This is a genomic window from Pseudomonas sp. NPDC089996, assembly GCF_044748405.1.
Lineage (GTDB): Bacteria > Pseudomonadota > Gammaproteobacteria > Pseudomonadales > Pseudomonadaceae > Aquipseudomonas.
Map to the genome: position 1 here is coordinate 1 of NZ_JBIVGA010000001.1, position 12,764 is coordinate 12,764.

The 12,764-nt window shown below is 61.5% G+C and carries 12 protein-coding genes; 10 read left to right on the forward strand and 2 right to left on the reverse strand.

The window, feature by feature from the left end; genetic code table 11:
- Positions 1 to 317 precede the first annotated feature (317 nt).
- Together ACIPW4_RS00005 and ACIPW4_RS00010 are read right to left on the reverse strand one after the other, a co-directional pair.
- Positions 318 to 1,538, reverse strand: coding sequence for a CaiB/BaiF CoA transferase family protein (locus ACIPW4_RS00005; protein WP_400653784.1), 1,221 nt, complete (start codon positions 1,536 to 1,538; stop codon positions 318 to 320).
- A gap of 14 nt (positions 1,539 to 1,552) precedes the next feature.
- Complete coding sequence (locus ACIPW4_RS00010; RefSeq protein ID WP_400653785.1) at positions 1,553 to 2,734, reverse strand: acyl-CoA dehydrogenase; 1,182 nt, start codon at positions 2,732 to 2,734, stop codon at positions 1,553 to 1,555.
- Between the two features lie 161 nt (positions 2,735 to 2,895).
- Here ACIPW4_RS00010 and ACIPW4_RS00015 point away from each other — a divergent pair, with 161 nt between their 5' ends.
- The 10 genes from ACIPW4_RS00015 to ACIPW4_RS00060 all read left to right on the forward strand — a co-directional run bounded on the left by ACIPW4_RS00015 (position 2,896) and on the right by ACIPW4_RS00060 (position 12,681).
- The gene (locus ACIPW4_RS00015; RefSeq protein WP_400653787.1) at positions 2,896 to 3,810 is read left to right on the forward strand and encodes a LysR family transcriptional regulator; all 915 of its coding nucleotides are present in this window, start codon (positions 2,896 to 2,898) and stop codon (positions 3,808 to 3,810) included.
- Between the two features lie 424 nt (positions 3,811 to 4,234).
- Complete coding sequence (locus tag ACIPW4_RS00020) at positions 4,235 to 5,356, forward strand: Re/Si-specific NAD(P)(+) transhydrogenase subunit alpha (protein ID WP_400653788.1); 1,122 nt, start codon at positions 4,235 to 4,237, stop codon at positions 5,354 to 5,356.
- Between the two features lie 11 nt (positions 5,357 to 5,367).
- Positions 5,368 to 5,682 (forward strand): NAD(P) transhydrogenase subunit alpha, encoded by a 315-nt coding sequence (locus tag ACIPW4_RS00025; RefSeq protein WP_003256966.1) that lies wholly within the window; start codon positions 5,368 to 5,370, stop codon positions 5,680 to 5,682.
- Positions 5,683 to 5,684: 2 nt separating this feature from the next.
- A complete protein-coding gene (locus ACIPW4_RS00030) occupies positions 5,685 to 7,121 on the forward strand; it encodes an NAD(P)(+) transhydrogenase (Re/Si-specific) subunit beta (RefSeq protein WP_400653789.1) in 1,437 nt (478 codons plus the stop codon).
- A 186-nt stretch (positions 7,122 to 7,307) separates the two neighbouring features.
- Positions 7,308 to 8,801 carry an acetyl-CoA hydrolase/transferase family protein gene (locus ACIPW4_RS00035; protein ID WP_400653791.1) on the forward strand — a complete coding sequence of 498 codons (1,494 nt, stop codon included), beginning with the start codon at positions 7,308 to 7,310 and terminating at the stop codon, positions 8,799 to 8,801.
- A 416-nt stretch (positions 8,802 to 9,217) separates the two neighbouring features.
- Positions 9,218 to 9,370: a DUF1127 domain-containing protein gene (locus ACIPW4_RS00040; RefSeq protein ID WP_371260231.1), complete on the forward strand. Its 153-nt coding sequence runs from the start codon at positions 9,218 to 9,220 to the stop codon at positions 9,368 to 9,370.
- A 298-nt stretch (positions 9,371 to 9,668) separates the two neighbouring features.
- The gene (locus ACIPW4_RS00045) at positions 9,669 to 9,986 is read left to right on the forward strand and encodes a DUF2388 domain-containing protein (protein ID WP_400653793.1); all 318 of its coding nucleotides are present in this window, start codon (positions 9,669 to 9,671) and stop codon (positions 9,984 to 9,986) included.
- 89 nt (positions 9,987 to 10,075) lie between these two features.
- Positions 10,076 to 10,369, forward strand: coding sequence for a DUF2388 domain-containing protein (locus tag ACIPW4_RS00050; protein ID WP_400653794.1), 294 nt, complete (start codon positions 10,076 to 10,078; stop codon positions 10,367 to 10,369).
- Between the two features lie 36 nt (positions 10,370 to 10,405).
- Positions 10,406 to 10,726: a DUF2388 domain-containing protein gene (locus ACIPW4_RS00055; RefSeq protein WP_400653796.1), complete on the forward strand. Its 321-nt coding sequence runs from the start codon at positions 10,406 to 10,408 to the stop codon at positions 10,724 to 10,726.
- Complete coding sequence (locus tag ACIPW4_RS00060) at positions 10,723 to 12,681, forward strand: DUF4105 domain-containing protein (RefSeq protein ID WP_400653798.1); 1,959 nt, start codon at positions 10,723 to 10,725, stop codon at positions 12,679 to 12,681. The genes ACIPW4_RS00055 and ACIPW4_RS00060 overlap by 4 nt, the downstream gene beginning before the upstream one ends.
- The last annotated feature ends 83 nt before the right edge of the window (positions 12,682 to 12,764 follow it).

Below are 12,764 nucleotides of genomic sequence, written 5' to 3' on the forward strand. Positions count from 1 at the left end.
GAAACTCGTTTAGCTTCAAACACTTGACTCGCTGCGATCTCTCGTAGCGGGAGGCGAATAATACAGCGTTTAAAACCGCTGTCAACCTTCATCTCAACCGCTACCGATCATTCGATCGAAGCACTTCCGATACTACCTGAATCGGCCAACTCATTGAAACTCAAGGAGTTTTTCGTTTCGACTACGTCGGAAGTGGGGCGCATTATAAGGGGATTCGAAAGCGCGTCAACCCTTATTTTCAAGAACCTTCAATATCGCTGAAAAGCAAAGCGGGGAGGCCTGACGGCCTCCCCGCTTTTGAACTGCTCTACAGAGCATCAAAGAACACCAACGCTCCGCAACCGCCCCACAGCATCGGCATCCAACCCCAGCACATCACCCAGCACTGCCTCGGTATGCTCGCCCAGCAGCGGCGGTGCACGCCGATACTCCACAGGCGTTTCGGACAGCCGTATCGGGCTGGCCACCTGCGGCACACTCCCAGCCAGCGCGTGGTGCATGGTTACCGCCAGCCCCCGAGCCAGTACCTGTGGATCCTGGAACATCTGCGCCAGGTCGTTGATCGGCCCACATGGCACCCCGGCAGCCTCCAGCTGGCTCACCCATTGAGCAGTGGTCTTGAATACCGTCGCCTGGCGAATCAGTGGAATCAGCTCGGCGCGGTTTGCTACCCGCTGCTTATTAGTAGCGAAACGCGGGTCATCTGCCCATTGCGGCTGCCCGGCCACCTCGGCGAACTTGCGGAACTGGCCATCGTTACCCACGGTAAGGATGAAATCGCCATCCGCCGTGGGGAAGTCCTGGTAAGGGACAATATTAGGATGAGCATTACCCAGCCGCCGGGGCGGGTTGCCTGTGGTCAGGTAATTCATCGCCTGGTTGGCCAGGCAAGCCACCTGCACATCGAGCAGAGCCATATCGATGTGCTGGCCAACGCCGTGCTGATCGCGGTAGGCGAGGGCAGCCAGGATCGCCACCGTCGAGTACAGCCCGGTGAGAATATCGGTCAGTGCAACCCCGACCTTCACCGGCCCGGCACCCTCTTCACCATCCGGGCGGCCAGTCAGGCTCATCAGCCCTCCCAAACCCTGGATCATGAAGTCATACCCGGCGCGCTTGGCGTACGGCCCGGTCTGGCCGAAACCAGTGATCGAGCAATAGATCAGCTTGGGGTTTATCGCCTTCAGGCTCGGATAGTCCAGCCCATAAGCTGCCAGCCCACCCACCTTGAAGTTTTCGATGACAATATCGGACTTGGCCGCCAGCTCGCGCACGAGGCGCTGGCCTTCCGGCTGCGTGAAGTCGATAGTCACCGAGCGCTTGTTGCGGTTGGCCGCCAGGTAATAGGCTGCCTCGCTGGTGTTCTCGCCATCGGCGTCCTTGAGGAAGGGCGGCCCCCAGGCGCGTGTGTCGTCGCCACTGCCGGGGCGCTCGACCTTGATCACGTCAGCACCAAGGTCCGCCAGGATCTGGCCAGACCAAGGCCCTGCCAGCACTCGGGAGAGGTCCAGCACCCGCAGATGAGATAGCGCGCCCATGGACAGGCTCCTTATCAGTAGAAGGCCTGGATACCGGTCTGTGCACGACCGAGGATCAGCGCATGCACGTCATGGGTACCTTCATAGGTGTTGACCACCTCGAGGTTGACCAGGTGGCGCGCCACACCGAACTCGTCGGAGATACCGTTACCGCCAAGCATGTCGCGCGCCATGCGAGCAATGTCCAGGGCCTTGCCGCAGGAGTTGCGTTTCATGATCGAGGTGATTTCCACCGCCGCCGTACCTTCGTCCTTCATTCGCCCCAGGCGCAGGCAGCCTTGCAGGGCCAGGGTGATTTCGGTCTGCATGTCGGCCAGTTTCTTCTGTATCAGCTGGTTGGCGGCCAGCGGGCGACCGAACTGCTGACGGTCCAGGGTGTACTGGCGAGCGGTGTGCCAGCAGGCTTCGGCCGCACCCAGCGCGCCCCAGGAAATGCCATAACGCGCCGAGTTCAGGCAGGTGAACGGACCCTTGAGGCCACGCACATCCGGGAAGATGTTCTCTTCCGGGACGAACACGTTGTCCATCACGATTTCACCGGTGATCGACGCACGCAAGCCAACCTTGCCGTGAATGGCCGGGGCGCTGAGGCCTTGCCAGCCTTTTTCCAGGACAAAGCCGCGGATATCGCCGGCATCATCCTTGGCCCAGACCACGAACACATCGGCGATCGGGCTATTGGTGATCCACATCTTGCTGCCACTCAGGCGGTAGCCGCCATCGACCTTTTTGGCACGGGTGATCATCGAGCCCGGGTCGGAGCCGTGGTTAGGCTCGGTCAGGCCGAAGCAGCCGATCCACTCACCAGAGGCCAGCTTGGGCAGGTACTTCTGTTTCTGCGCCTCGGTGCCGAACTCATTGATTGGCACCATGACCAGCGAAGACTGCACGCTCATCATCGAACGGTAGCCCGAGTCGATGCGCTCCACCTCGCGGGCAATCAGGCCGTAGCACACATAGTTCAGGCCGCTGCCACCATATTGCTCGGGAATGGTCGCCCCCAGCAGGCCGACTTCACCCATCTCGCGGAAGATCGCCGGGTCGGTCTGTTCGTGACGGAAGGCTTCCAGAACGCGCGGGGCTAGCTTGTCCTGGGCGAACTGATAAGCGCTGTCACGCACCATGCGCTCTTCTTCAGTGAGCTGCTGATCCAGCAGCAGCGGGTCGATCCAGTTGAAGCTTGCTTTACCGGCCATGAGCGAAATCCTCGAAATAGGGGGCTGTTTCTTGTGCCATTGATCCTAGGCCTGATCCGGCATCACGACAAACGAGGATTGCGCACTCATCAGTGATATTTTGTCACTTCGAAATACTTGAAGCCGCCATATTTACAGCCCCATGAGTGAGGTTGACGTACATGCGCCGCAAGATCCCCAGCACCACCGCACTGGTCTGCTTCGAAGCGGCCGCACGCCACGAGAGCTTTACCAAGGCCGCCCAGGAGCTGGCCCTGACCCAAGGCGCCGTCTGTCGCCAGATCGGTGGGCTGGAAGCATTTCTCAACGTCGAACTGTTCAGGCGCTCTCGCCGTGGCGTGAAACTGACCGAGGCCGGGCTCTCTTATAGCCGACAGATTGCCGCGCAACTGGATGCGGTGGAGCGCGACACCTTGTCAGTGATGCGCCAGCAGGGCGCCAATGTGATCGAGCTGGCGGTGGTGCCCACCTTCGGTACTCAATGGCTGCTGCCACGGCTCAAGGACTTCCAGCAACGCCACCCCGAGGTCACGGTCAATCTGACCAACCGTACTCGCCCATTCCTGTTCGCCGACACCCCGTTCGATGCCGCCATCTACTTCGGCGATGCCGATTGGTCCGGCACTCAGTGCCATCGCCTGATGGGCGAGAACCCCATGCCGGTGTGCAGCCCGGCCTTGCTGGACGGGCAGGGCATGCTCGACGCTCAACGCATTGCCGGCCTGCCGCTGCTGCAGCAGACCACCCGGCCTTATGCCTGGCGCCAGTGGTTCGACGGCCTGGGCTTGAACATCGCAGGCGACATGACAGGCCCGCGCTATGAACTATTCTCGATGCTGGCCCAGGCGGCCATGCACGAGATGGGCGTCGCGCTGATCCCACCGTTCCTGATCCAGCGCGAACTGGAGGAGGGCAGGCTGGTGGTCGCTAACAGGTACGCGCTGTCCAGCAACAAGGCCTACTATCTGATGATTCCCGACCGCAAGGTGGAGTCTGCATCGCTACGAGCCTTCCGTGACTGGCTGGTGAGCCAGGCGCAGCTCTACACCGCCTCGCACAAAGACGAAAGCGCCTGACCTACCTTTGTAGTCAATTATTTTAAACACCTACAGATATACGTTTTTGTCGCATCGAAGAAAACTGTTCAGGTGAATCGAAAAACCCAGTCGAAGCCGCTAAACACGCGGCTTTCAGAGGGTTTTACGACATTCATGAGCCCATCCGCGAAATCATCGCAAAAAATTTCAAATCTTCCCCTAATCTGCCAATAGCCCATGGTTGACGGGCTGTAGCCTATTCCTTGCGACATACGGTCACAGGGTGACTTGTAGTTTTAACTTCGTTTCGCTCCAGAACCGGTTGAAGGCCTCTGGGTTCGTCTGCAAAATGCTTCGCCCGCCCCTGGATTTGGCGGGTTCGGCGCTCAACAGCCGCCCCAGTGCACCATCCGCAGTGCGCTGGCTCTTACAAAGACAAAAGGTCACCGCAGGAGAAATAGTCGTGCACATTGGTGTTCCTCTCGAGACGCAGACCGGTGAGACAAGGGTCGCTGCGACCCCGGAAACCATCAAGAAACTGATTGGCCAGGGCCATCAGGTCACCGTCCAACGGGGGGCAGGGCTCAATGCCAGCATTCCGGACAGTGCCTATGAGGCCGTGGGTGCTTCCCTGGGAAGCGCAGCCGATGCCTACGGCGCCCAATTGGTACTCAAAGTGGTCGCTCCCGACGACCAGGAGCTGGCCCTGATCAACAGTGGCAGCCTCCTGGTGGGCATGCTCAACCCCTTCAACAGCGAACTGATCGGCAAGATGGCCGAACGCGGGATCACCGCTTTCGCCCTGGAAGCCGCGCCCCGCACCTCAAGGGCACAAAGCCTGGATGTGCTGTCGTCGCAGGCCAACATTGCCGGTTACAAGGCCGTATTGCTGGCCGCCCACCATTACCCACGCTTCATGCCCATGCTGATGACTGCCGCCGGTACCGTTAAGGCCGCGCGGGTGCTGATCCTGGGAGCGGGCGTCGCCGGCCTGCAGGCCATTGCCACGGCCAAGCGCCTGGGAGCGGTAATCGAGGCGTCCGACGTACGCCCGGCGGTGAAGGAGCAGATCGAGTCGCTGGGCGCCAAGTTCATCGACGTGCCGTACGAGACCGATGAGGAACGTGAGTGCGCAGAAGGCGTCGGCGGCTATGCCCGGCCAATGCCGGCCAGCTGGATGCAACGCCAGGCTCAGGCGGTGCACGAACGCGCCAGGCAGGCGGATATCGTCATCACCACCGCGTTGATCCCTGGCCGTAAGGCACCGACCCTGCTCAGCGCCGAAACCGTGGCGCAGATGAAGCCCGGCTCGGTGGTCATCGACCTGGCGGCAGCCCAGGGTGGCAACTGCCCGCTGACCGTTGCCGACCAGGTGGTGCAGGAAAACGGCGTGATCATCGTCGGCCCAACCAACCTGCCGGCCCAGGTGGGCGCTGATGCCTCGGCGCTGTATGCGCGCAACTTGCTGGACTTCATGAAGCTGCTGTTCGACAAGGACGGCGCACTGGTCATCAACCTCGAAGACGACATCGTCGCCGCGTGCCTGATGTGCCGCGACGGCCAGGTCGTGCGCAAGAACGGCTAAGGAGCACGACAATGGAAGACATGCTGATTTCCCATGGCATCTACAACCTGATCATCTTCGTGCTGGCCATCTACGTGGGCTACCACGTGGTCTGGAACGTCACCCCGGCCCTGCACACCCCCCTGATGGCGGTTACCAACGCCATTTCCGCGATCGTCATCGTCGGTGCCATGCTGGCAGCGGCCTTGACCGTGACCCCGGCCGGCAAGCTGATGGGTACCCTGGCGGTGGCCCTGGCCGCGGTCAACGTATTCGGTGGCTTCCTGGTCACCCGCCGCATGCTTGAGATGTTCAAGAAGAAAACCAAGAACGAGGCGCAGAAGTAAGCATGAGCATGAATCTGGTAACGCTCCTCTACCTCGTCGCTTCGGTGTGCTTCATCCAGGCGCTCAAGGGCCTGTCGCACCCGACCACCTCGCGGCGCGGCAACCTGTTCGGCATGATCGGCATGGGGCTCGCGATCCTCACCACGGTTGGCCTCATCTATAAGCTGGGGGCTGAACTGGCGACCGCTGGCATCGGCTATGTCATCGTCGGCCTGCTGGTCGGCGGCACCGCCGGCTCGATCATGGCCAAGCGCGTCGAGATGACCAAGATGCCGGAGCTGGTCGCCTTCATGCACAGCATGATCGGCCTGGCTGCGGTATTCATTGCCATCGCCGCCGTGCTCGAGCCTCAGTCGATGGGCATCGTTGCAGCCATCAGCGACCCAATCCCCACCGGCAACCGCCTGGAGCTGTTCCTGGGTGCAGCCATCGGCGCCATCACCTTCTCCGGTTCGGTGATCGCTTTCGGCAAGCTGTCGGGCAAGTACAAGTTCCGCCTGTTCCAGGGAGCACCCGTACAGTTTGCCGGCCAGCACAAGCTGAACCTGATCCTCGGCCTGACCACCATCGCCCTGGGCCTGCTGTTCACCTTCACCGGCCACTACAGTGCCTTCACCCTGATGCTGGTTTTGGCCTTCGTCATGGGGGTACTGATCATTATTCCGATCGGTGGCGCCGACATGCCGGTGGTGGTGTCGATGCTCAACAGCTATTCGGGCTGGGCAGCGGCCGGTATCGGCTTCTCGCTGAACAACTCGATGCTGATCATCGCCGGTTCCCTGGTCGGCTCGTCCGGTGCCATCCTCTCGTACATCATGTGCAAGGCGATGAACCGTTCGTTCTTCAACGTCATCCTCGGCGGCTTCGGTGGTGATGCCGATGCCGGCGCCGCGCAAGGCTCGAAAGAGCAGCGCCCGGTGAAGTCCGGTTCGGCCGACGACGCCACCTTCCTGCTGAGCAACGCCGACAGCGTGATCATCGTCCCGGGCTACGGCCTGGCGGTGGCCCGTGCTCAGCACGCTTTGAAGGAACTCACCGAGAAGCTGACCCATAACGGGGTGACCGTGAAGTACGCGATCCACCCGGTGGCGGGGCGCATGCCCGGGCACATGAACGTGCTGCTGGCCGAAGCTGAAGTGCCGTACGACCAGGTGTTCGAGATGGAGGACATCAATGCCGAGTTCGGCCAGGCCGACGTGGTGCTGGTGCTGGGCGCCAACGACGTGGTCAACCCGGCGGCGAAGAACGATCCCAAGTCGCCAATCGCCGGCATGCCGATCCTCGAGGCGTTCAAGGCCAAGACCATCATCGTCAATAAGCGCTCGATGGCCAGCGGCTATGCCGGACTGGACAACGAACTGTTCTATCTGGACAAGACCATGATGGTGTTTGGTGACGCGAAGAAAGTCATCGAAGACATGGTGAAAGCGGTGGAATGACAACCATCGCTGCAAACCAGCCGATATAAAGGAAGCCCCGGTCAGTATCTGCCGGGGCTTTTCTTTTGTTGACCCGGATCAATGGCTCTATTACTTGGCTTCTCATACGACCATGGTCGTGGGACGGCAATGGGCGAAATCTCTAGACTGCGCTGCAGTAGTTTCAGTAGCCCGAGATAACAATCCATGTACCGTGATCGTATCCGCTTGTCCTCCCTGCACAGCAAGGTAATGAGTGCGGCTGATGCCGCTGGCCTGATCGAGGACGGCATGACCGTCGGCATGAGCGGTTTCACCCGCGCCGGCGAAGCCAAGGCTGTGCCGCATGCCCTGGCTGAACGCGCCAAGCAGTCGCCACTGAAAATCAGCCTGATGACCGGCGCCAGCCTGGGCAACGACCTCGACAAGCAGCTGACCGAAGCCGGCGTGCTGGCCCGCCGCATGCCGTTCCAGGTCGACAGCACCCTGCGCAAGGCCATCAACGATGGGCAGGTGATGTTCATCGACCAGCACCTGTCGGAAACCGTCGAGCAGCTGCGCAACCAGCAGCTCAAGCTGCCGGACATCGCGGTCATCGAAGCCGTGGCCATCACCGAGCAGGGCCACATCGTGCCGACCACCTCGGTGGGCAACTCGGCCAGCTTCGCGATCTTTGCCAAGCAAGTGATCGTCGAGATCAATCTGTCGCACAACGCCAACCTCGAAGGCCTGCACGACATCTATATCCCGACCTATCGCCCGACCCGCACGCCAATCCCGCTGGTCAAGGTCGACGACCGCATTGGTAGCAGCGCGATCCCGATCGACCCGGCCAAGATCGTCGGCATCGTCATCAGCGACCAACCGGATTCGCCCTCCACCGTACTGCCACCGGATGAAGAAACCCAGGGCATCGCCGACCACCTGATCAACTTCCTCAAGAAAGAAGTGGAAGCAGGGCGCATGACCAACAAGCTCGGCCCGCTGCAGGCCGGTATCGGCAGCATTGCCAACGCGGTGATGTGCGGCCTGATCGAGTCGCCGTTCGAAGACCTGACCATGTACTCCGAAGTCCTGCAGGACTCGACCTTCGACCTGATCGACGCCGGCAAGCTGAGCTTTGCTTCGGGCAGTTCGATCACCCTGTCCACCCGTCGCAATGCCGACGTGTTCGGCAACCTGGAGCGCTACAAGGAGAAATTGGTCCTTCGCCCGCAGGAGATCTCCAACCACCCTGAGGTCGTCCGTCGCCTGGGCATCATCGGCATCAACACGGCGCTGGAGTTCGACATCTACGGCAACGTCAACTCGACCCACGTCTGTGGCACCCGGATGATGAACGGCATCGGCGGTTCCGGCGACTTCGCCCGCAACGCCCACCTGGCGGTTTTCGTCACCAAGTCGATCGCCAAGGGCGGTGCAATTTCCAGCGGGGTGCCGATGGTCAGCCACGTTGACCATACCGAACACGATGTCGACATCCTGGTCACCGAGCAGGGCCTGGCCGACCTGCGCGGCCTGGCACCGCGTGAGCGCGCTCGGGCGATCATCGACAACTGCGTGCACCCGGACTACCGCGCAGCGCTGAACGATTACTTCGATCGCGCCTGCCAGCGTGGCGGCCACACGCCGCACATCCTGCGTGAAGCATTGAGCTGGCACGAGAACCTCGAAGAAACCGGGCGCATGATCGCCAGCTGATCACTGCACCTCACCCGTTCGGGCCTTGTCGTCGGCACTGCTGACGACAGGGCCAGAACAGTTGAACCCTCCCGCCCGAACGCCTTCCCTCCGCTCTATTAACGAAACTGTACTTCTGTACTGGTTATCCTAACGCTCTGCGCCTTTCATAATCCCCTCTCAGGCAAAAACGCACCATCACAGTGCGCACCAGTACAGTTACGCGTAATTCGAGTGCAACAGTCGGGTTAAACAGTTAACTGGCCCATCGCAATACTATTGAACTGTATCTACTGTTATGGACATCAGGGGAGGATCATTGGCATCAGTTAAATCACTACCTAATCCCGCCATAAGCGGAAGGATGAAACATCATGGAACGTACCCTCAGTTCCGGTCTGGTTTTTGAAAGCAATGCCCAGCAGTCCAGCGCCTCCATGCCACTGCGTGCTATCTCCACCCTGCTCCTGTGGCAGCGTCGCATGGCCAGCCGCCGTCAACTGGCTCGCCTGGATGCCCGCCTGCTGGCCGATGCCGGTATCAGCGAGTCGCAGCGTTACGAAGAGCTGAGCAAGCCATTCTGGCGCTAAGCTCCGGTTCGCCGGCCAAGGCCGGCACCGCGAATTCCCCAACCCGTTGCAGGCGACTGCAGCGGGTTTTTTATTGCCTGGAATGTGCGTACCAGAGCCCTTCGGCTTAATATAGATACAGTTTATGAAATTACGAAAACGGCCAGCACAGTTTCAAGATATGGCTCTCGTTAACATCAAGAAACAGCTTCGCGTGATACGCTTCGCTAAACTGTCTGGTAGAACCAGCTGTAAAACGTACCGCGACAGGCAGTGCAAGCGTCCGATAAAGCAGAACCTTATGCAGGAGTCGAAGAACATGTCCCGTAAATACCTGATTGGCACCGCCCTGCTGCTCGGCCTGGCCAGCACTGCCAATGCCACCAGCTTCGTCGTCACCACCGATGCCGTGGTACGCGCCTTCGCCGCTTCCACCGACGCCACCTCTGACCTGACCTCGTCGTTCCGTGACGACAAGATCGTGCAGGCCGCCCGTGATGACGCTGCCAGCTTTGTCGGCACCCAGGGCGCCATTCGTGGTGCGCGACTGGAAAGTGCCTTCATGCACATCCGTTCAACCATGCCGCAGCTGCAAGCCAGCGATGCGCAGCTGGCTCAGGCCATCCTCGCCATCTGATCAACGCTAGCCCAAGCAGGTGCGGCGGCCTCGGCCCTCGCACTTGGGGTAGCCTTCGCCGCTCATTTCCCCAGCCGTCAAAAAAGCTCATGCGTTATCTGTTGCCATTGCTGTTCACCTCTATTGGCATGGCCAGCGCCCACGCCATGGACACCACCACGCAAGGCCTGGTCATTACCGGCTACGTCACCAGCCAGGTCACCACTGCCCCCTTCGACCGCAAACTGGTCAGGCAGGCCCGCGACGATGCAGCGGCATTCGTGGCCACCGATGGCCTGATCCGCGGTGCACGGCTGGAAGCGGCGCTCGACTCGTTGCGCCACCACTGTGCTAGGCACGCCGTCGGCGACCTTGAACTGGCAGAAGCAATTCTCGTCCAATGACCACCCCTGACTCCCTGTATTGATCGGAGATGCTCCATGCGTAAACCGCTGATTGCCGCTACCCTCGGCATGCTGCTGCTGGCCGACCTGGCCCATGCACAGACCCTGGTGGCCACCAGCAATATCATCGTGCGTGCCTTTGGCCGTTCGATCGATTTCACCTCGGATACCACCACGTCGATCCGCGACGCCAAAGTGGTGCGCGAAGCCCACGACGACGCCGCCAGCTTCGTTGCCAGCAATGGCGACATCCGCGGTGCACAACTCGAAGCCGCTTTCAGCACCCTGCGCGAGCGCCTGCCTGAAGCGCGCGACGCCAGTGACCAAGTACTGGCCGAAGCCATCCTGGCGCTGTGAACCGCGTGCGTGCCTGGCTGCTCGGCTGCGCTCTGACGCTGCTGGGCACGCCCGCCCTGGCCGACCTGCAGCTCGAACTGCAGGCGGCGGGCCTCGACCCGCAGCAGACCCAGGCCAGCCAGGCTCTGCTCGACGAGGCCATGGGCAAGCTGCCCCCACGATTCAAGCAACAGTTGGACCGACGCGTGCGGGTCAGCTGGAGCGACAACATGCCGGCCGATGCCTATGGCCAGGCCTCCCTGGTTTCCACCCTGGAGCTCAACCGGCGCCTGCTGCCGAGCCTGGCAGACGGCAGCGCTGCTACTGAACCAACCGACCGCCCCCATGGCACAGTGCGCGAAGAGCTGCTGGCCACCGTCCTGCATGAGCTCACCCATATCTACGACCGCGCCCGCCTGTGGCCCAGCGCCGAGCGCTCGCTGATCGCCCGTTGCGCGCGCCAGCAAGGCACGCTGGGCAAGATCGGCCAGCCGCATGAGTGCCGTGGTCAGGCCGAACGCCGCTTTACCCTCAGCGACGACCCGCGCCTGCTCGACCTGGCCGGCTGGCCGCAATACGTCGGTCGGCGGGGGGAGCGTGAGCAGCACAATGCCCAGTTCATGCGCAGCCCTGACAGTTACGAGCTGAGCAGTCCCAAGGAATTCATCGCGGTCAACATGGAGTATTTCCTCCTCGACCCGAGCTACGCCTGCCGCCGACCAGCGCTCAATCAGTACCTGCGTGACCACTTCGGCTGGGCGCCAGAACAGAACAGTTGCGCCGAGGGCTTACCGTTCATCAATGCCGGCAGTGACTTCGCCCGTCAGCCGTTGGGCGAGATCGACCCCGAACGGGTCTACCAGGTCGACTTCCTGCTGGCGGAAGCCAATCAGAACCTGGTCAGCCGCTGGGGCCACAGCATGCTGCGCCTGGTGATCTGCAAACCCGGCCGCCCACGTGGGCCGGACTGCCGTCTGGACCTCGACCAGAGCCTGGTGCTGTCTTACCGTGCTTTCGTCAACGATGTGCAGCTGTCCAGCTGGGACGGCCTGGTCGGCGCTTATCCCTCACGGCTGTTCGTGCTGCCGCTGGGCCAGGTGATCGATGAATACACCAAGACCGAACTGCGCAGCCTGGCCTCCGTACCGCTCAAGCTCAACCGCGACGAGATCGAAAACCTGGTGCGCCAGGCCGCCGAGATGCACTGGAGCTATGACGGCAACTACTGGTTCCTGTCCAACAACTGCGCTGTGGAGTCATTGAAGCTGTTGCGCAGCGGCACTGCCAACCCGCAACTCGACGACCTCGACAGCATCATGCCCAATGGTTTGCTTGCGGTGCTCAAGGGCAGGGGGCTGGCCGATACCAGCGTGCTCGATGACCCCCGCGAAGCCCTGCGTCTGGGCTACCGCTTCGACTCCTACCGTGACCGCTACCAGGCCATGTTCGATGTGCTGAGAAGGCAGCTGCCGATCAAGCAGACCCAGGTCGAGGACTGGCTGGCCCAGGATGCGGAGCAAAGACGCCCCTGGTTCGACAAGGCCGACCTGCGCACCAGCGCGGCCTTGCTGCTGCTCGAGCAGGCCAGCCTGCGCCGGCAGCTGTTGTTGGCCCAGGACGAGGTGAAGCAGCGTTACCTGAACGCTGCAGCACTGAAGGACGGCAGCGTCAACAAGGCCGACGCGACCCTGAAGCAGATGCTTGCCAACAGCGGCTTCCTCAGCCGCCCGGCCGAGTTGCTGGATGCCAAGGGTTACGGCTTGCCGCAGCCGGAGGAGCGCAAGCATCTGGAGCAGGTCAGCAGCGAGCGGCAGGCCAAGCTGCTGCGCCTGAGCAGCGACCTGGACAAAGAGGTGAGGGCGCTGCTGGAGCCGTCACGGGCCAGGGAGATCGCCGCGGTCGAGGCCAATGTGAAGCAGATTGGCGAGCATTTGCGGGCCTTGCACAAGGCAGCTGGTGGCCTGCAGTTGCCGTAGCGCCTGCAAGGTGATCGCCTGTAGGAGCGGCCTTGTGTCGCGAAAGGGCTGCAGAGCAGCCCCATGTTTCAGCGTTGCTGCAA

What these genes read in the sequence shown, in the direction of transcription:
- ACIPW4_RS00005 (WP_400653784.1), bottom strand. Translation starts at nt 1,538, where the DNA reads ATGGGCGCGCTATCTCATCTGCGGGTGCTGGACCTCTCCCGAGTGCTG.
- ACIPW4_RS00010 (WP_400653785.1), bottom strand. Translation starts at nt 2,734, where the DNA reads ATGGCCGGTAAAGCAAGCTTCAACTGGATCGACCCGCTGCTGCTGGAT.
- ACIPW4_RS00015 (WP_400653787.1), top strand. Translation starts at nt 2,896, where the DNA reads ATGCGCCGCAAGATCCCCAGCACCACCGCACTGGTCTGCTTCGAAGCG.
- ACIPW4_RS00025 (WP_003256966.1), top strand. Translation starts at nt 5,368, where the DNA reads ATGGAAGACATGCTGATTTCCCATGGCATCTACAACCTGATCATCTTC.
- ACIPW4_RS00030 (WP_400653789.1), top strand. Translation starts at nt 5,685, where the DNA reads ATGAGCATGAATCTGGTAACGCTCCTCTACCTCGTCGCTTCGGTGTGC.
- ACIPW4_RS00035 (WP_400653791.1), top strand. Translation starts at nt 7,308, where the DNA reads ATGTACCGTGATCGTATCCGCTTGTCCTCCCTGCACAGCAAGGTAATG.
- ACIPW4_RS00040 (WP_371260231.1), top strand. Translation starts at nt 9,218, where the DNA reads ATGCCACTGCGTGCTATCTCCACCCTGCTCCTGTGGCAGCGTCGCATG.
- ACIPW4_RS00045 (WP_400653793.1), top strand. Translation starts at nt 9,669, where the DNA reads ATGTCCCGTAAATACCTGATTGGCACCGCCCTGCTGCTCGGCCTGGCC.
- ACIPW4_RS00050 (WP_400653794.1), top strand. Translation starts at nt 10,076, where the DNA reads ATGCGTTATCTGTTGCCATTGCTGTTCACCTCTATTGGCATGGCCAGC.
- ACIPW4_RS00055 (WP_400653796.1), top strand. Translation starts at nt 10,406, where the DNA reads ATGCGTAAACCGCTGATTGCCGCTACCCTCGGCATGCTGCTGCTGGCC.